Origin of the sequence: Chryseobacterium indologenes, from assembly GCF_001295265.1 — a bacterium.
Taxonomy (GTDB): domain Bacteria; phylum Bacteroidota; class Bacteroidia; order Flavobacteriales; family Weeksellaceae; genus Chryseobacterium; species Chryseobacterium indologenes_A.
The window spans coordinates 101,494-118,176 of sequence record NZ_LJOD01000009.1 but is presented as its reverse complement, the minus strand read 5'-3'; the positions used below and the strand labels follow the sequence as shown (position 1 = coordinate 118,176).

At 38.5% G+C, this 16,683-nt stretch carries 22 protein-coding genes; 20 read left to right on the top strand and 2 right to left on the bottom strand.

The features are described 5' to 3' along the window. Positions 1 to 64: 64 nt before the first annotated feature. The 4 genes from AOB46_RS14175 to lepA all read left to right on the top strand — a co-directional run bounded on the left by AOB46_RS14175 (position 65) and on the right by lepA (position 3,638). The gene (locus tag AOB46_RS14175) at positions 65 to 616 is read left to right on the top strand and encodes an RNA polymerase sigma factor (RefSeq protein WP_062700492.1); all 552 of its coding nucleotides are present in this window, start codon (positions 65 to 67) and stop codon (positions 614 to 616) included. Positions 617 to 632: 16 nt separating this feature from the next. Beyond that, positions 633 to 1,157, top strand: coding sequence for a hypothetical protein (locus AOB46_RS14170; protein ID WP_062700490.1), 525 nt, complete (start codon positions 633 to 635; stop codon positions 1,155 to 1,157). Positions 1,158 to 1,165: 8 nt separating this feature from the next. Further along, complete coding sequence (locus AOB46_RS14165; protein ID WP_062700487.1) at positions 1,166 to 1,672, top strand: hypothetical protein; 507 nt, start codon at positions 1,166 to 1,168, stop codon at positions 1,670 to 1,672. Positions 1,673 to 1,841: 169 nt separating this feature from the next. After that, entirely contained in the window at positions 1,842 to 3,638 is a 1,797-nt protein-coding gene (gene lepA / locus AOB46_RS14160) for a translation elongation factor 4 (RefSeq protein ID WP_062700486.1), read from the top strand. Between the two features lie 44 nt (positions 3,639 to 3,682). On the opposite strand, the gene AOB46_RS14155 is transcribed toward lepA, so the two are convergent. Both AOB46_RS14155 and AOB46_RS14150 read right to left on the bottom strand, forming a co-directional pair. Continuing rightward, positions 3,683 to 3,889, bottom strand: a complete 207-nt coding sequence (locus AOB46_RS14155; protein ID WP_062700482.1) for a hypothetical protein — start codon at positions 3,887 to 3,889, stop codon at positions 3,683 to 3,685. A 112-nt stretch (positions 3,890 to 4,001) separates the two neighbouring features. Continuing rightward, positions 4,002 to 4,640, bottom strand: coding sequence for a DUF1579 domain-containing protein (locus AOB46_RS14150; RefSeq protein WP_062700480.1), 639 nt, complete (start codon positions 4,638 to 4,640; stop codon positions 4,002 to 4,004). A gap of 124 nt (positions 4,641 to 4,764) precedes the next feature. Between AOB46_RS14150 and AOB46_RS14145 the strand changes: the two genes are divergently transcribed. The 16 genes from AOB46_RS14145 to AOB46_RS14065 all read left to right on the top strand — a co-directional run bounded on the left by AOB46_RS14145 (position 4,765) and on the right by AOB46_RS14065 (position 16,641). Beyond that, the gene (locus AOB46_RS14145) at positions 4,765 to 5,460 is read left to right on the top strand and encodes an NUDIX hydrolase (protein ID WP_062700478.1); all 696 of its coding nucleotides are present in this window, start codon (positions 4,765 to 4,767) and stop codon (positions 5,458 to 5,460) included. Positions 5,461 to 5,836: 376 nt separating this feature from the next. After that, a complete protein-coding gene (locus AOB46_RS14140; RefSeq protein WP_062700475.1) occupies positions 5,837 to 6,379 on the top strand; it encodes an NADAR family protein in 543 nt (180 codons plus the stop codon). 31 nt (positions 6,380 to 6,410) lie between these two features. Continuing rightward, positions 6,411 to 6,959 (top strand): prolyl hydroxylase family protein, encoded by a 549-nt coding sequence (locus AOB46_RS14135; protein ID WP_062700473.1) that lies wholly within the window; start codon positions 6,411 to 6,413, stop codon positions 6,957 to 6,959. Between the two features lie 80 nt (positions 6,960 to 7,039). After that, a complete protein-coding gene (locus AOB46_RS14130; RefSeq protein ID WP_062700471.1) occupies positions 7,040 to 7,375 on the top strand; it encodes a hypothetical protein in 336 nt (111 codons plus the stop codon). 2 nt (positions 7,376 to 7,377) lie between these two features. Continuing rightward, a complete protein-coding gene (locus AOB46_RS14125) occupies positions 7,378 to 8,232 on the top strand; it encodes a hypothetical protein (protein ID WP_062700469.1) in 855 nt (284 codons plus the stop codon). A 3-nt stretch (positions 8,233 to 8,235) separates the two neighbouring features. Then, entirely contained in the window at positions 8,236 to 9,306 is a 1,071-nt protein-coding gene (locus AOB46_RS14120) for an adenylosuccinate synthetase (protein WP_062700467.1), read from the top strand. A gap of 15 nt (positions 9,307 to 9,321) precedes the next feature. Then, positions 9,322 to 9,732: a hypothetical protein gene (locus AOB46_RS14115; protein ID WP_241489215.1), complete on the top strand. Its 411-nt coding sequence runs from the start codon at positions 9,322 to 9,324 to the stop codon at positions 9,730 to 9,732. 2 nt (positions 9,733 to 9,734) lie between these two features. Then, positions 9,735 to 10,205 (top strand): macro domain-containing protein, encoded by a 471-nt coding sequence (locus AOB46_RS14110; RefSeq protein WP_062700465.1) that lies wholly within the window; start codon positions 9,735 to 9,737, stop codon positions 10,203 to 10,205. Positions 10,206 to 10,217: 12 nt separating this feature from the next. Continuing rightward, entirely contained in the window at positions 10,218 to 11,450 is a 1,233-nt protein-coding gene (locus AOB46_RS14100) for a TIGR02452 family protein (RefSeq protein ID WP_241489214.1), read from the top strand. A gap of 56 nt (positions 11,451 to 11,506) precedes the next feature. Continuing rightward, the gene (locus tag AOB46_RS14095; protein ID WP_241489213.1) at positions 11,507 to 12,205 is read left to right on the top strand and encodes a DUF4291 domain-containing protein; all 699 of its coding nucleotides are present in this window, start codon (positions 11,507 to 11,509) and stop codon (positions 12,203 to 12,205) included. Next, positions 12,202 to 13,113 (top strand): ADP-ribosylglycohydrolase family protein, encoded by a 912-nt coding sequence (locus tag AOB46_RS14090; RefSeq protein WP_062700463.1) that lies wholly within the window; start codon positions 12,202 to 12,204, stop codon positions 13,111 to 13,113. The genes AOB46_RS14095 and AOB46_RS14090 overlap by 4 nt, the downstream gene beginning before the upstream one ends. Then, on the top strand, positions 13,103 to 13,621 hold the full coding sequence (locus AOB46_RS14085; RefSeq protein WP_062700461.1) for an O-acetyl-ADP-ribose deacetylase: 519 nt from the start codon (positions 13,103 to 13,105) through the stop codon (positions 13,619 to 13,621). Before AOB46_RS14090 ends, AOB46_RS14085 begins: the two co-directional genes overlap by 11 nt. A 60-nt stretch (positions 13,622 to 13,681) precedes the next feature. Continuing rightward, a complete protein-coding gene (locus AOB46_RS14080; RefSeq protein ID WP_062700459.1) occupies positions 13,682 to 14,368 on the top strand; it encodes an SIR2 family NAD-dependent protein deacylase in 687 nt (228 codons plus the stop codon). Next, complete coding sequence (locus AOB46_RS14075; protein ID WP_062700457.1) at positions 14,368 to 15,309, top strand: ADP-ribosylglycohydrolase family protein; 942 nt, start codon at positions 14,368 to 14,370, stop codon at positions 15,307 to 15,309. The genes AOB46_RS14080 and AOB46_RS14075 overlap by 1 nt, the downstream gene beginning before the upstream one ends. 23 nt (positions 15,310 to 15,332) lie before the next feature. Next, positions 15,333 to 15,875, top strand: coding sequence for an RNA 2'-phosphotransferase (locus tag AOB46_RS14070; protein WP_062700454.1), 543 nt, complete (start codon positions 15,333 to 15,335; stop codon positions 15,873 to 15,875). A 31-nt stretch (positions 15,876 to 15,906) separates the two neighbouring features. Beyond that, positions 15,907 to 16,641 (top strand): metallophosphoesterase, encoded by a 735-nt coding sequence (locus AOB46_RS14065; RefSeq protein WP_062700680.1) that lies wholly within the window; start codon positions 15,907 to 15,909, stop codon positions 16,639 to 16,641. The last annotated feature ends 42 nt before the right edge of the window (positions 16,642 to 16,683 follow it).

Genomic DNA, 16,683 nt, shown 5'->3' with positions numbered 1-16,683 from the left:
TAAAAATTGAATAAGTAATTTAACTTTCGGTTATTTTTGTAATCCAAAACAGTGAAAGCATCTTATGAAGATCAAGGACGCGGAAATTATTTCGTTGATGCAAAACCCACGGACCCAGGATAAAGGCGTCCGTGCCTTGATGGATGCTTATCAGAGCAGGTTGTACTGGCACATCAGAAGAATTATTGTAGATGGTGATCTTGCTCAGGATACATTGCAGGAGACTTTTATTAAAGCCTATCAGAATTTTCACCAGTTTAAAAATGACAGCCAGCTGTATACCTGGCTTTACAGGATTGCTACCAATGAAGCATTACAGCAGGTTAATAAGATGAAGAAAATGCAGAAAACTGATGAAGATGCAGAGTATCATATGCAGAATCTGGTTGCTGATAATACGGAAGGTGATGCAGAAGAAATACAGATCCTGCTTCAGAATGCTATACAAAGCCTGCCCGAAAAGCAGAAACTGGTATTTATGATGCGGTATTATGATGATCTTCCCTATGAGGAAATATCTAAAATTGTAGATATGTCTGTAGGGACCCTCAAAACAAATTATCATTATGCCAAACAAAAGATAGAAGAGTATATTAAAGAAAATTACGAGAGATAATTTTTGAACAACAAAGATGAAAGAGTTTGACATAGAAAAACTAGAACGCAAAAACATTTACAAAGTTCCGGATAAGCTATTTGAAAATATCCAGGAACGGGTAATGAGCGAAGTGAAGACAGAAAGAAAAGTACCTGTTTTCAAACTGAACTGGATGTATGCGGCGGCGGCTTCCATTGCTTTAATATTCGGAGTTACCTATGTTTTTAACTCTGATAATGATCCCTCATTCCAGCCGAAGACAGCTTATGCTGCAGATAAGCAGGAACCTAAAACGGAAGGAGAACTGGCTTATGAAACGCTGAAATCTGATTTAACTTCTGTTGAAAATAATAATCAAACAGTTGCAAATCAGGTAAATGGAAATAGCTCTTCGTTTAAAGATAACGGAACTGCAAAAGAAACTGCGCAGCCAGTAAAAGCTGCATCAAAGAAAGAAGAAACTCAAATGAATGAGTATCTGGATTCGTTCTCCAATTCTGAAATAGCAGAACTGGCAAGCAATTCAACCCAGGACGTTTATTTGGATCTGTATAATTAATAAGAAAAATGAAAAAGATATTATTTACGCTTTTTATTATTTATGGTTTTGGTCTGAATGCCCAGAGTGCAGACTATGACTGGAAAAAAATGGACCCTAAACAAAGAAAAGAGGTAATCAATAGTCTTTCTCCCGAAGAAAGAAAAGCACTTCTTACGAAGTTCAGGAACAATATGGTCATGGATAATCTGAATATTGATGCCGATGATAAAGCTGAATTTACACAGCTTTACAATGAATATCTTGAAAATCAGAAGCAGATCAAAAGCCAGTTTGATCCCAACTTCAATCCGGAAACCTTATCGGATGAAGAAGCAAAAGCCAAGCTTCAGCAGAGTTTTGAAGTAGGGCAGAAGCTGCTGGATAACAGAAAGAAGTATGCTGATAAAATGCAGCTGGTAATTCCTTGTCAGAAAGTACTGAAACTTTTTCAGTCTGAAGGAATGATGAGAGATAAAATGAATGAAAGAAAACCTCACATCCATGGGAATGTGAAGTCTAAACAAAACCCATAATAGTTTATTTTTTTAATGTTGGACGGCTCTTACAAGACTATTTGTGAGAGCCGTTTAATTTTCATGATGCCTGTATTTTTAAAGAAAAACTAAATAATTTAATACAATGAATATAAGAGAGATAAAATCTCTCGCTTTTTTTTATCTTTGCAAATTACAAAGTTCTTAAATGAAAAACATACGAAATTTTTGCATAATCGCCCATATTGACCACGGTAAAAGTACTTTGGCTGACCGTCTTTTGGAGTATACCAACACAGTTACCCAAAGAGAACTGCAGTCTCAGACCCTGGATGATATGGATCTGGAGAAAGAAAGGGGGATCACCATTAAGTCCCACGCGATCCAGATGGATTATGAATATAAAGGCGAAAAATATATTTTAAACCTGATTGATACCCCGGGACACGTAGATTTCTCATATGAAGTTTCCCGCTCAATTGCGGCCTGTGAAGGAGCCCTTCTGATTGTAGATGCGGCACAGAGTATTCAGGCGCAAACAATCAGTAACCTTTATCTTGCATTGGAAAATGATCTTACCATTATTCCGATTCTTAATAAAATTGACCTTCCTTCTGCCAACCCTGAAGAAGTTACAGATGAAATCATGAATCTTATCGGGTGCGAATATGAGGATGTATTAAGAGTTTCAGGAAAAACAGGAGAAGGTGTTCATCACCTTTTAGAGCAGATTGTAGAAAGAATTCCTGCCCCGGTAGGAGATCCGGAGGCACCCCTTCAGGCGCTTATTTTTGACTCAGTTTATAATCCGTTCAGAGGAATTGAAGCTTACTTCAAAATTGTAAACGGAAAGATCAAAAAAGGAGAGAAGGTAAAATTCATGGCAACAGGAAAAACCTATGAAGCTGATGAAGTAGGAACATTGAAACTGAAGCAGGCTCCTAAAAAAGAAATTTTAACAGGAGATGTAGGATACATTATTTCCGGTATTAAAGATGCCAGAGAAGTAAAAGTGGGAGATACCATTACTTCTTTTGAAAACTCCGCAGATGCACCCATTGAAGGTTTTGAGGAAGTAAAGCCAATGGTTTTTGCCGGTATTTATCCTATTGATTCTGAAGATTTTGAAGAGCTTAGATTCTCTTTGGAAAAATTGAGGCTGAATGATGCTTCCCTTGTATTTGAACCGGAAAGTTCAGCAGCACTTGGTTTTGGTTTCCGTTGCGGATTCCTGGGAATGCTTCACATGGAGATCGTACAGGAGCGTCTGGACAGAGAATTTAATATGAACGTAATTACTACAGTACCCAACGTTTCTTATTTCGGATATTCCAAAAAAGAACCTGAAGTGCCGATCCTGATTAACAACCCTTCAGAAATGATGGATCCTTCAATCATGGACAGAGTAGAAGAGCCGTTCATCAAAGCTTCAATCATTACCAAATCTGATTTCGTAGGACCGGTAATGACACTTTGTATCGAAAAAAGAGGAGAAATCGTCAATCAGAGCTACCTTACCTCAGAAAGAGTAGAGCTTATCTTTAATATGCCTTTGGCAGAAGTTGTTTTCGACTTCTATGACAGACTGAAATCAATTTCCAAAGGATATGCCTCGTTCGATTATCACCCAATCGGATTCAGAGCATCCAAGCTGGTAAAAATGGATATCCTGATCAACGGAGATATGGTAGATGCCCTTTCTTCACTGATTCACGACAGTAATGCTTACACCATCGGTAAAAAGATGTGCGAAAAGCTTCGTGAGCTGATTCCTAGACAACAGTTTGATATCGCTGTACAGGCAGCGCTTGGAACAAAAGTTATTGCGAGAGAAACAATCAAAGCTTTAAGAAAGGACGTTACCGCAAAATGTTACGGAGGAGATATTTCCAGAAAACGTAAACTTCTGGAAAAGCAGAAAGAAGGTAAAAAGAAAATGAAGCAGATCGGAAGGGTAGAAGTACCACAATCTGCATTCATGGCAGTTTTAAAACTCAACGACTAATCATAAAAAAGACCGGTAATTTCTTTACCGGTCTTTTATTTTCATCAGTTTCTCTGCTTTTCAATCATATTAGACTGTATTACCAAAGCACCAATTCCGAGAATAATTTCGGCAATGCCCAGTGTTCTTATAAGATTGATCCCGCATACAATACACTCCGGTTCGGGGAACGGTTTTTTCCCTACAACAATGATTAATACTCCGCCTATGATAATAATAATTACTATTAAGGCTGTTAATAAGGTTTTCATGATGGTATAAATTATTTTGGTGTTTCGGTTTTATCTATACCAAAGTTCGTCATAACATTATATAAATCAGCAAGTAAAATCACTGTTTCCGAGAAGGTGTTTTTCCTGTATTTTATTTTTTGCGGGTGAATTTAATTTCCATTGTTTTCATTTCCTTGCCGGTTTTCCAGTCGGGACCATACATTTCCAGGGTGTGATTGTTGTCATCGGTAAATGTATAGACCTCTCTTACGTCACAGTCTTTTTCCGGACGGCTGGGATCTGTCATTTTTCCTTTAAATTCAATGGATTTTTTGGCAGCGTTCCAGTCACCTTCAGCATGCATCATTCCTGTTCCCATATTATCGATCCAGGTACTGACAAATTTTTTCTTGGCATTGTCATAGCCCATAATGCTCATTCCTTCGAATGGCATTCCCATAAAATCACCTTTATAGGTGCTGTATTGATAGCGTCCGTCAAAAATCATTTTATTAGTACATTCAGACTGGCTGGTTATAGGCTTGGCACCTTCCTCCATCCATGTAGTGGTGGTACCGGTCCAGTTTCCGTCAAATTTAGCCAGCATCTTATGAAGTTCACCAGGAGTGGCAAATTCCATCCAGGCTTTAGTGGCGGCAGCAGAATCTACAGGCTTCCATGCTGTTACAGCAGAATCCTTTTTATCAGATCCTTTATCAGTGGTAGTTTTACCTTTTTCACAGGCAGTAAATAAAAATACAGCCCATAAGGCGAATAGCAAATTTTTCATAATTAATTAATTTTAAGTGGTTTATATTAATAACATAAAGGTAGGTCTTTTTATTATTCCGTAAATTTTTTTTCTTATGTTATTATTAATTGTACCTTTGTGTAATCGTAACGCAAATTAATCAATGGAATCTCCAAAAAAATTACAGGATATAAAAGTGGCTGTGGATGCCGTTATTTTCGGGTATTTTGATAAAAAAGATCTTCAGATCCTTTTAATAAAGAGAAATATTGAGCCTTTTAAAGGAGGCTGGGCACTTCCGGGAGGGCTTGTTCTGGATGATGAGGATGTAGATACCGCAGTAAAGCGAGAATTATACGAGGAAGCAGGTATAAAACCTGATTTTCTGGAGCAGCTCTATACTTTTGGAAAAGTAGGGCGTGATCCTAGAAACAGGGTTGTTTCTGTAGCTTATTTAGGTCTTGTGAACCCTTCCTATCATGAATTATTTGCCGATTCTGATGCTGAAGACGCACAGTGGTTCAGTGTCAATAAACTTCCGTCTCTGGCATTTGATCATAAAACCATTATTGATACCGCGCTGCAAAGATTGCGCACCAAAATTCGTTATCAGCCTATAGGTTTTAATCTTCTCAATGAAGAATTCCCTTTTTCAGACCTTGAAAACCTTTATAAAACAATTATAGGACAGGAAATAGACCGCCGTAATTTCCGCAAAAAGATCATGAGTTACGGACTTCTCAACGAAACCAATAACGTTAAAAAAGAAGGCAGCGGCAGGCCTGGCAAGCTCTTTACTTTTAACCAGGAAAAATATGAAGAACTTGAAAAAGAAGGGTTTTATTTTGAGATCAAATAATTCTTTATTTCAATTTATATCTAGCTCTATTCAATAACAGGAGTTTTTCTAACCGAAGCTATGATATATATTATAGTTAATTGACACCGTATTTTAATTTGTTATACAAGATACATTCAGATCTATAACCAAACATGCATTCTGATCAAAAGACCTCCTTATTCGATAGAGGAAGGTATTATTCTGCCTTGAAATTTCATGATCAAATAATCGGTATATCCCATTTCAGTTAAAACCATTCCCAATCCTTCTCATATTTTATTAAAAATTTATTCATTGATAATCAGTTGTTTAAATTATTTAGCGTAAAATAAACACAAATAAATTTGGAAGCTAGAATAATTATCCTTTAAATTTGTGTAAAAATAACGCAATAATGAATTACACCTTACAGCATATTATAGAAAAATTTCAGAAAAATGAAGCATTACAGTTTTTATTTTTCTGGGGACATACAGTAAAAGAGGAAATTACCAAATCATGTTTCAGTCAGTGGTTTCCTGCCTCTTTTAAAGAAGAAGGAATAGAATATCACACGGCAGAACATTATATGATGGCCGGAAAAGCAAGATTATTTAATGACAGGAAAATATTGGAAAAAATTCTGCTGTCCAAAAACCCGAATGAAGTAAAGTCTTTGGGCAGAAAAGTGAAAAACTTTGATCCGAAACTTTGGGATGAATATAAATATGAAATTGTGAAAAAAGGAAACTTTTTAAAATTTTCTCAAAACCCAAAGTTAAAAGCATTTCTTTTATCTACCGGGGACAAAATTCTTGTAGAAGCCAGCCCATATGATAACATCTGGGGAATCGGAATGCTGGAATCAGATTCAAGAGCGCTGGATCCATCTTTGTGGAACGGAGAAAATCTTTTAGGTTTTGCATTAATGGAAGTCAGGGATGAATTAAGAAGGTAAAAACACAATCACCAAACGCAGAATATTGATTATGAAAAAAACAGAATTACATCCACAGATTTTTTTGATAGAAAATTTCCTTACAGATGCAGAATGTGACGAATGTATTGATAATTCTGAAGAAAAAGTTTTTGAAGAAGCCAAAATCACCATGTTCGGAAAGCAGCTGATGAGTAAAGGGGTAAGAAATAATGACAGGCTGATGATCTTTGACCGTGATCTGGCAGAAAAGCTATTTACCAGAGCATATGATTTTCTTCCTGAAGTTCATGAAAATTATAAAATTCACGATTTTAATGAAATGTTCAGGGTTTATAAATATACTCCGGGACAACGATTTAAGATGCATCATGACGGAAGCTATATCCGTAACGAAAATGAAAAAAGTTTCTATACCTTCCTGATCTATCTGAATGATGATTTTGAAGGAGGAGAAACCGAATTTGAATGCTTATTTACGGTAGCACCAAAGAAAGGATCAGCATTGGTTTTCTATCATCCGTTAAGACATGAAGGAAAAATCCTGATCAGCGGAACAAAATACGTATTGAGAACCGATATAATGTATACCAACATTTAAAAATGCTCTGTGCAGAAAGGAAAAACTATGTCGTTTTTAATTAGCGTTAAAACAACACAAAAAACTCAAATGCAGCCAATATGGAAAACGAATTGAAATCAAGGTTCATTGAATCACTACAGAGGAACAATGACCAGATCAGAAAAGACCGTGCACACACAATCGGAGAAGATTCAGAATTAATCTACAGAAGAACAGTGGAGGATATTGAACTCAGGATAAAAAGACTGGAACGTGAGCAGGAAGGTCTTATCGATATCAGCCCTCTGGACAGGAACAGCTTAACCTTCGCGGATTTTCATCCCGAAGAATTTGTTCAGAAAGACATAGAATTATCATTAATCATCAGGAACTTAAATATTCAGCTGGAAGTAACCAAAAAGAGATTTGAATATTTATTCGGAAAAACAATTTAATTATGGGAGGTACAAAATACGATCTGCATGCCCGTTTCGAGAAAGCCAGAAAAGCTGGGTACGGATCAAAATCAGCCGGTGAAATTTTCACCCAGAATGCTAAAAGAATGGCACACGAATCTATGAATCCGAAAGGAATTTCTTTCAGGGAATCCCGGGATTCTGAAGCTAACCCGAATTCCGTTCCTATTATTTTAGGACTGGATGTAACAGGAAGTATGGGATATATTCCCCATGAACTGATCAAAGATGGGCTCCCTAAACTGATGGGAGGAATTATGCAGGGCGGCGTTCCCGATCCCGCACTCCTGTTTTTGGGAATTGGTGATCATGAATGTGACAGCTACCCGTTGCAGGTAGGACAGTTTGAATCCGGTGATGATGAGCTGGATATGTGGCTTACCCGCACCTATATTGAATCCGGAGGCGGAGGAAATGGAGGAGAAAGTTATCTTCTGGCATGGTATTTTGCTGCTTTTCATACCAGAACAGATGCCTTCGAGAAAAGAAATCAGAAAGGATTGCTGTTTACAATAGGAGATGAGCCATGCCTTAAAGTACTTCCCGCTTCAGCGATAAGAGAAATTATGGGAACAGGACAGCAGACTTATACACATACAGAGCTGTTGAAAGAAGCCCAGAAAAGATATGAAGTTTACCACATCAGTGTTCTGCATTCAGGCCAGGCATTAACAGCAGATAAAGGCTGGAAAGAGCTGCTTGGGAAAAACTGTCTATCCATAACTGATCATACCGAAATTCCGGATGTTATCAAAGGAATTGTATGTGATCATTTTAAAAACACGGCTTCCGGAACCGGAATTGCAGGCGGACTGGACAATATTCAAATGTTTTAAACCATGAAAAAGGCACAAATAGTAATAGGACTGGGTTTTGGTGACGAAGGAAAGGGAATCACCACAGATTTTCTGGCAAGCCGGAACCCGGATTCCATTGTCATAAGGTTTTCAGGAGGACAGCAGGCCGCACATACCGTGATGATCGGTAATGAAAAGCATGTGCATTCCAGTTTTGCGAGCGGTGCGCTTAGAGGATTACCCTCTTATTTTTCTGAACACTGCACCATTCATCCGGAATTTATGCTGAATGAAAGAGAAGAATTGAAAGAGAAGAACGGAAATACAGAACTGTATATTCATCCTCAGGCAAAAGTAACAACACCTTTTGATGTCTTGCAGAACAGGACCAATGCGAGAAATCTGGAACACGGAACCTGCGGAAAAGGAATCGGAGCAACAATGAAAAGGCATGAAAGCCCCTATAAACTATTTGCTGCCGATCTTGTGGCGCCACGGAAAATGCTGATTGAAAAGCTGAAAGGAATTGCTTATTTCTATGGATTTATGGATCAGGACCAGATCCGGGAAGAGCTGGATATTTTTCTGAATGCAGTAGATCAGATCGAATGGAAAATCATTGATTACAGCTATCTGGAATCTTTTGATAACCTTATTTTTGAAGGAAGCCAGGGAATTCTGCTGGATATGGATCACGGCGTATTTCCCAATGTGACTTACGCACATACCACTTCGAAAAATGCATATGAGATTTGCAGAAGACTTAAAATTGAAGATATAGAAATGTATTATGTGACCAGAAGCTATTCCACTCGCCACGGAAACGGCTGGATGAGCAATGAGAGAGAACTGATTTTAAAAAATAATGAAGAGGAAACCTGTGTTTTCAATGAATATCAGAAAGAACTCCGTTACGGTGATCTGGATTATGATCTTCTGAATTATGCACTGCTGCTGGATGGAGCTTATATTTCCGGAACCCGCAAGAACCTTGTGGTTACCTGCCTGGATCAGACAGAGGAAGCATTTAAATACGGAAACCTGAATACTGAATTTGAAACAATATACGGATCATATTCTCCGTATTCAAAAGATTTTAAACAACTGAAATAATAAAAAACACAGATAATGATGAAAAAAATATATGTATTTGGTAACGGAAACCTGTCTTGGGAGAAATTCCATGAATTATATGTTACTCCGCTAAAAAATATAGACTTTGATGATTGTGAGTTTATTATAGGTGATTTTTCAGGAACAGATACCCTAATGATGGAATACCTGAAGGATAAAACCGAAAAAGTAACCATTCTTCATATCGGGATGAAACCAAGATATAAGATCAACACCTTTAAAACTAAAGCTGCAGGCTGGACTTTTTCCGGTGGTTTCCATTCAGATGCTGAACGGGATGATTACGGTGTCTCACAGTGCACTCATTTTCTCGGTGTAGATTTTAATTCAGATCCAAAGAGAAAAAGCGGTACCTTGAAAAATATTGAAAAATGCCTGAATTCAGGTAAAATAAAAATAGAATAGCCATGAAAATACAGTATATGCAAGGTGACGCTACAGCTCCGGAAACTGAAGGGAACAAAATAATTGCCCATATCTGCAACGATATAGGAGGCTGGGGAAAAGGTTTTGTAACAGCCATTTCCAAAAAATGGAAAGAGCCGGAAAATGAATACAGACAATGGTTTAAAAAAGGAGAAGATTTTTATCTTGGAGAAATCCAGCTGGTAAAGGTTGAAGATGGAATCTGGATAAGCAATATGATTGCGCAGCACAAAATTATCACCAGTTCAGGGGGAATTCCACCCATACGATATGATGCCGTGGAAAAATGCCTGGAAAAGCTGGCAGAAGCAGCTCTACAGATCAATGCCACAATCCACATGCCGAGAATAGGATGTGGACTGGCCGGAGGAAAATGGGAAAAAATAGAACCTCTTATTGAAAAAACATTATTGAAAAACAATCTCGGAGTATACGTTTACGACTTCGGATAAAAAATAAAAGCAATGAAAACAACAACACTTTACAGGCCTGTAGGAGAAAAAGAAATGATCCTGATCATGGAAAGCGGGTATAAAAAATTCCCTCCGAGATTGGAATGGCAACCCATATTTTATCCGGTGCTGGATGAAGATTATGCCTCTGAAATTGCTGAAAAGTGGAATACCAGGGATGAAGCAGGAAATTATCTTGGCTTTGTAACGGGTTTTGAAGTGCTTAAAGAAACCGCAGATCAATATCCTGTTCAGAATGTAGGAGCCGGAAACCATAATGAGCTATGGGTTCCATCCGAAGAACTGGAAACATTCAATGAAGCCATTGTAGGAAAAATTAAAGTGCTCAGGGTATTTATGGGAAAAGACTTTAAAAAACCTGCCAACGATGAGGTAGAGAATTTATTATTAAATATAAAAAAACTAACGATGACCAATAAAGAAATGGCAAAAGATACCTTAGAGATCCTTGTCAGAAAATATTATATAAACGAAAACAACGAAAGAATAGATATAGAAAAGGAGCTGGAAATCAGCAAACGTGAAACCATTCTGTTCTCTTCAGAAAAACTTGCAGAATTGGCAGAAACCCGGCTGCCGCAAGCTACTTTTGAAACTAAGTTTGAGACATGGAACTGCAGCTCACTGAAAGCTATTTTACAACTAGCAGAAGAAGAAAATCAAGAGAAGCTGATGTGCCTTAATTTCGCTTCGGCAAAAAATCCCGGTGGTGGATTTATCAACGGAGCAGAAGCGCAGGAAGAAAGCCTGGCAAGAACTTCAGGACTTCATGAAAGCCTGCTTCAGGCTCCGTATTATTACGAGGTTCACCGGGCTATGAAATCCTGTTTTTATACAGACATGATGATCTACAGTCCTAAAGTACCCGTTTTCAGAAAAGATAAAGGAGAATTGATTGAGAAACCGGTTATATGTAATTTCATCACTTCTCCCGCTGTAAATGCAGGTATTGTCAGGAAGCAGGAACCGGAAAAGCAGAATGAAATATTAGGGGCAATGGAGGTGAGAATGGATAAAATGCTTTCCCTTGCCCTGCACAGAGAAAATGAAGTATTAATCTTAGGGGCTTGGGGATGCGGTGTTTTTAAAAATGACCCCAAAGAAATCGCAGGTCTTTTTAAGAAGTACTTTCAGGGAAAATATAAAAATACATTTAAAAGAGTGGTCTTTGCCGTGCTGACTAAGAAAGCAGAAGTATTAAAACCTTTTGAAGAAATATCCTGAAACTGACAGGAGAAGAATTATTCAGAAGTATCCAGATCAGGAAATTTAACCTGAATGTGCCGAAAGAAAAATATAATTTTCCGGACGAAGACTACAAAACCATTGAAAACAGAACAATGAATTTTAAGGTAAAAAAATATAAAGAACAATTACAGGACTGGCCCCGTAAAGGACATCACATCATGGCACAGTACGACGATGAAAAAATCATTGTTTACCAGTCCTATCGTAAAGAAATAGGCGAATTTGCCGTAAGGAACCAATATTTCGGGGGCTCTTTCAGCCTGGAACGGATGACCTGGATAAAACCCAATTTCCTCTGGATGATGTACCGCAACGGATGGGGAACCAAAGAAGGACAGGAATACGTTCTGGCTATTCACCTGAAGAGGGAAGCCTTTAAAAAATACCTTGAAAATGCAGTATATTCGTCTTACAATGAAAATTTAGGTATTTCCCGTGAAGAATGGCAGGATCAGGTAAAGGAATCTTCCGTAAGGCTGCAGTGGGATCCGGATCACGACCCTTTCGGACAGAAGCTGGAAAGAAGGGCTATACAGATCGGCCTGAGGAATGAATTTACCCGCTCTTTTGCCAAAGAAGATATACTTTTCATTGAAAATATTTCAGATTTTGTAAAAGAACAGCATGCATTCGTATTAAACGGAGATCTGGACAGCCTGATGATTCCTGAAGAGCACCCATTGCTGTTTGAAGATGAATATTTAAATAAAAAACTGAGATTAAAACCATGAAAACAGACAGGCTGTTCTTCGCTTCAAAATCCCTGACAGGAGTTTCCCTAGGAGATGCCTTTGGAGAAAGCTTTTTTGGAGAGGAAAGCCTGATGAAAAGCCATATCCATCAAAGAATTCTTCCCGGGACTGATCTGGATTTTACCGATGACACAATTATGACAGTGGCCATTTTTAAATCTTTGGAAAAATTCGGTGAAATTGATCAGGACTTTCTGGCAGAAGAATTTACCAGGAACTATTATCTGGACATCAACAGGGGATACGGGCCTTCCATGCATCAGTATTTCAGGGCTGTGAAAGACGGAGACTACTGGAAAGACGTTTCTTATGCAAAGTTTGAAGGACAGGGCTCTATGGGAAACGGTGGAGCGATGAGAGCATCTGTGATCGGAGCCTATTTTTATGATGATATAGAACAACTTAAAAAAAATGCAGAACTTTCCTGTGAAGTAACTCATGCCAACAAAGAAGCCATAGAAGGAACAAAAGCTGTTGCTTTGGCAGCGGCTTTAGCAGTTCAGGAAAAACTGGGGTTGAGAAAATTCGTACAGCAGGAGTTTATCCGGAATATTCAGAATGAGCTGGATGATTCTGATATGAAGAGCAAGCTGAATAAAGTTCTTTATTTGGACGGAAATCCGGGCATCGAAATGGTAATTAATACATTAGGAAACGGCGTTAAAATGACCGCTCAGGATACCGTTCCGATTGTCATCTGGATGTTGTCAAGATACCGGTATAATTTTGAAGAATGCCTCTGGAATACGGTCGATGCACTGGGTGACAGAGATACAACCTGCGCTGTGGCCGGAGGAGTAAGCATTCTTTGCAGTCAAGAAAATACTCTTCCTGATTGGATAAATAAAGCAGAAAACTGGGGAAAAAGCAAATTTTATGAACATTGAACTGATAAAAGCAGATATCACAAAGATCCATGCAGACGTTATCGTTAATGCGGCCAATTCCTCATTGCTGGGCGGAGGCGGGGTAGACGGAGCGATTCACCGTGCAGGTGGAAAGCAGCTCCTTGAGGAATGCATTGAGATCAGAAACCGGCAGGGAAAATGTAATACCGGAGAAGCGGTTGTAACCTCTGCGGGAAATCTTTCTGCTGATTATGTAATTCATACAGTGGGCCCGGTGTGGAATGGAGATGAAGAAAAGTGTTCAAAACTTTTAGCTGACTGCTATAGAAATGTATTAAAGCAGGCGGAGAGACTTAGCGTAAAAAGTATTGCTTTTCCCAATATCAGTACAGGAATCTATCGGTTTCCAAAAGACTTGGCAGGAAGGATTGCTGTAGATGAAGTCAGAAAATTCAAATCAGAAAATATAGAAAAAGTTATTTTTGTCTGCTTTGATGATGAAAATGAAGAAATTTACAGAAAGCTTTTAAAAAAGGAACTTCAGTAAAAACTCGGACATCAGTGGTAAATTAAATGTCTGTTGAACAAAATTAAAACATATAAACCAATGAAAAAACTAACCATATTAAGCGGTGCAGGAATCAGTGCCGAAAGCGGAATTAAAACATTCAGAGACGGAGACGGGCTCTGGGAAAATCATAATATAACCGATGTGGCCAGCCCTGAAGGGTGGAGAAAAGACCGTGCACTTGTATTGGAGTTCTATAACCAAAGAAGGCGTCAGCTGCATGAAGTGCAGCCCAATGAAGCCCATTACCTGCTGGCTGAGCTGGAAAAGCATTTTAAAGTTCAGATCATTACCCAAAATATTGATGACTTACATGAAAGAGCAGGATCTACAGATATTCTTCATCTTCACGGAGAGCTGTTCAAATCCTGTTCGTGCAATAATAAAGATTTGATCTATGAGCAGAAGGGAGATATTAATATCGGGGATAAAGCAGAAGACGGAGCTCAATTGAGACCTTTTATCGTATGGTTCGGAGAAGATGTTCCTATGTTCCAGCCTGCAAGGGAAATTGTAAAAGAATCAGATATTCTTCTCGTTATCGGAACCTCTCTGCAGGTATATCCGGCAGCAGGACTGATCCACGATATCAAAGATGATTGTCTGCTGATCGTTATCAACCCTAATGAAACAGGATTCGGATATGGGCAGAGAGCTGTGGTAATGAAAGAAACCGCAACCCAGGGAATGAAGCTTCTATTTGATAAGCTGGTTAATTTAGCATAATGGAAAATATGGTAAAAGCAGGGATTTTTGGTGTTTGTATTGGGGATGCACTGGGTGTTCCTGTGGAATTCAGAAGCAGAGAACAACTTAAACGTTCTCCAGTTACTAAAATGAGAGCTTTAGGAACACATCATCAGCCGGCAGGAACATGGAGTGATGATAGTTCTTTAGCTTTATGTCTTGCAGACAGTCTATGCAACGGATATAATCCGGAAAATATTGCATTGAAGTTTCTTCAATGGTATAATGCAGAAATCTGGACACCTCATGGGCATGTTTTTGACATAGGTATTGCTACCAGGCAGGCTATTTATAAAATTAGCAAAGGATTGGCTCCCCAGCTATGTGGAGGAATCAGTGAATATGATAATGGAAACGGGGCATTAATGAGAATTTTGCCACTATTGTTTTACATTAAAAATTTTAAGATTGAGCAGAGGTTTGATATCATTAAAGAAGTTTCTTCTATTACTCATGCACATATCCGTTCCGTATTAGCATGTTTTATTTATCTTGAACTTCTGTTGGAAATTGTAAATGGAGCTGAAAAAAATAAAGCATATGAAAAGATGCAGTCATCACTAATTCATTTTCTGGATTATAATCCTGTCTGTTCACAAAACGAAATAGATCAGTTTGAACGGATTTTAAAGAACCATATCGCGGACTATCCCGAAGATGAGATCAAAAGCAGCGGATACGTTCTCCACAGCCTTGAAGCTTCATTATGGTGCTTCCTGAACTCAGAAAGCTATTCTGAAGCCGTTCTGAAAGCCGTAAACCTGGGTGAAGATACAGATACCACAGGAGCAATTACCGGTGGAATAGCCGGAATCTATTATGGCTTCGGAAATATTCCGAAGGAATGGGTTGATGAGCTGGTGAGAAAAGATGATATTGCCGCTCTATGCAAAAAACTGGGAAATACATATTCCCAATAGTATAATTATTAAGAACATAAGTTATGAACGAAATAGAAAAGAAAAGAATAAGTAAATTTTTGAGCCTTATTCTGAGGCATCACCCGGAAACCATTCAGCTGAAACTGGATGAAAACGGATGGGCAGATGTAGAAGAACTGAGAACAAAATCAGCGAAGAGAAAAGTCTTCTTTACCGTTGAAGAACTGGATGAGGTGGTAGAAACAAATAATAAAAAACGGTTTGCCTTCAATGAAGATAAAACAAAAATCAGGGCAAGCCAGGGCCATTCCATTGATATCGATCTGGGGGTTGAACCACAAAATCCGCCTGAATATCTGTACCACGGAACAGCAGAAACCAATATTGCCTCAATCCTGGAAAAAGGAATTGAAAAAAGAAGCCGTCAGCATGTACATTTAAGCATTGATAAGGAGACGGCAACAAAGGTCGGGATGAGACACGGTAAACCTGTTATTTTAACCATCAGAACAGGAAAAATGGCTGAAGACGGAGTGTTGTTTTACCTTTCTGCAAACGGAGTCTGGCTGACAGATTTTGTTGATGCTAAATATATTTCAAGGTAAAAGCCGGAATTTTGAACCGGATAGAGAAAAAATGAGCAGAACATTAGCAATAGGAGATATTCACGGAGGATTAAGGGCCTTAAAACAAGTGCTGGAAAGGGCAGAGGTTTCAAAGGGAGACCGCTTGGTTTTTCTTGGAGATTATGTAGACGGATGGAGCGAATCTTCTGAAGTAATCACCTTTTTAAAGAAACTTTCAGAAGAACAGGATTGTATCTTTATCAAAGGAAATCATGATGTCTGGTGCGAAGACTGGATTGCTTTCGGAAATAAGCCGGAGGTTTGGCTTTTCAATGGAGGCAAAAGCACTGTGGAAAGCTATAAAAACTTTTCTTTGGAAGAGCTGGAAGTTCATCTTGAATTTTTTCAGAGGATGAAAAATTATCATATCGATGAAAAGAACCGTCTGTTCATTCATGCCGGATATTCTTCCATGCACGGTCCTGAAAAAGAAGTCTATTCCAGCAACTATCATTGGGACAGAACCCTTTGGGAAACGGCTGTTTCAATGGATGTAAAATTAGACAAGAACTCTGAGCTGTATCCCAAAAGATTGCTGCTATACCATGAAATCTTTATTGGCCACACCCCGACTTTATATATCGGAAGTAAAGAACCAGTTAGTAAAGCCAACGTCCGGAACCTTGATACAGGAGCTGCTTTTACAGGAGCCCTGACTATAATGGATATTGATACCAAAGAGTTCTGGCAGAGCGACCCGTTGCCGTCCTTATACCCGGATGAAAAGGGAAGGAATAATGATTAATTTACACCTTAAAAGCAGTGAAAAAATTATTTTAAAATACAG

Excerpts from the sequence above, each read along its gene's own strand:
- AOB46_RS14175 (WP_062700492.1), top strand. The coding sequence starts at position 65 with ATGAAGATCAAGGACGCGGAAATTATTTCGTTGATGCAAAACCCACGG.
- AOB46_RS14170 (WP_062700490.1), top strand. The coding sequence starts at position 633 with ATGAAAGAGTTTGACATAGAAAAACTAGAACGCAAAAACATTTACAAA.
- AOB46_RS14165 (WP_062700487.1), top strand. The coding sequence starts at position 1,166 with ATGAAAAAGATATTATTTACGCTTTTTATTATTTATGGTTTTGGTCTG.
- lepA (WP_062700486.1), top strand. The coding sequence starts at position 1,842 with ATGAAAAACATACGAAATTTTTGCATAATCGCCCATATTGACCACGGT.
- AOB46_RS14155 (WP_062700482.1), bottom strand. The coding sequence starts at position 3,889 with ATGAAAACCTTATTAACAGCCTTAATAGTAATTATTATTATCATAGGC.
- AOB46_RS14150 (WP_062700480.1), bottom strand. The coding sequence starts at position 4,640 with ATGAAAAATTTGCTATTCGCCTTATGGGCTGTATTTTTATTTACTGCC.
- AOB46_RS14145 (WP_062700478.1), top strand. The coding sequence starts at position 4,765 with ATGGAATCTCCAAAAAAATTACAGGATATAAAAGTGGCTGTGGATGCC.
- AOB46_RS14140 (WP_062700475.1), top strand. The coding sequence starts at position 5,837 with ATGAATTACACCTTACAGCATATTATAGAAAAATTTCAGAAAAATGAA.
- AOB46_RS14135 (WP_062700473.1), top strand. The coding sequence starts at position 6,411 with ATGAAAAAAACAGAATTACATCCACAGATTTTTTTGATAGAAAATTTC.
- AOB46_RS14130 (WP_062700471.1), top strand. The coding sequence starts at position 7,040 with ATGGAAAACGAATTGAAATCAAGGTTCATTGAATCACTACAGAGGAAC.
- AOB46_RS14125 (WP_062700469.1), top strand. The coding sequence starts at position 7,378 with ATGGGAGGTACAAAATACGATCTGCATGCCCGTTTCGAGAAAGCCAGA.
- AOB46_RS14120 (WP_062700467.1), top strand. The coding sequence starts at position 8,236 with ATGAAAAAGGCACAAATAGTAATAGGACTGGGTTTTGGTGACGAAGGA.
- AOB46_RS14115 (WP_241489215.1), top strand. The coding sequence starts at position 9,322 with ATGATGAAAAAAATATATGTATTTGGTAACGGAAACCTGTCTTGGGAG.
- AOB46_RS14110 (WP_062700465.1), top strand. The coding sequence starts at position 9,735 with ATGAAAATACAGTATATGCAAGGTGACGCTACAGCTCCGGAAACTGAA.
- AOB46_RS14100 (WP_241489214.1), top strand. The coding sequence starts at position 10,218 with ATGAAAACAACAACACTTTACAGGCCTGTAGGAGAAAAAGAAATGATC.
- AOB46_RS14090 (WP_062700463.1), top strand. The coding sequence starts at position 12,202 with ATGAAAACAGACAGGCTGTTCTTCGCTTCAAAATCCCTGACAGGAGTT.
- AOB46_RS14085 (WP_062700461.1), top strand. The coding sequence starts at position 13,103 with ATGAACATTGAACTGATAAAAGCAGATATCACAAAGATCCATGCAGAC.
- AOB46_RS14080 (WP_062700459.1), top strand. The coding sequence starts at position 13,682 with ATGAAAAAACTAACCATATTAAGCGGTGCAGGAATCAGTGCCGAAAGC.
- AOB46_RS14075 (WP_062700457.1), top strand. The coding sequence starts at position 14,368 with ATGGAAAATATGGTAAAAGCAGGGATTTTTGGTGTTTGTATTGGGGAT.
- AOB46_RS14070 (WP_062700454.1), top strand. The coding sequence starts at position 15,333 with ATGAACGAAATAGAAAAGAAAAGAATAAGTAAATTTTTGAGCCTTATT.
- AOB46_RS14065 (WP_062700680.1), top strand. The coding sequence starts at position 15,907 with ATGAGCAGAACATTAGCAATAGGAGATATTCACGGAGGATTAAGGGCC.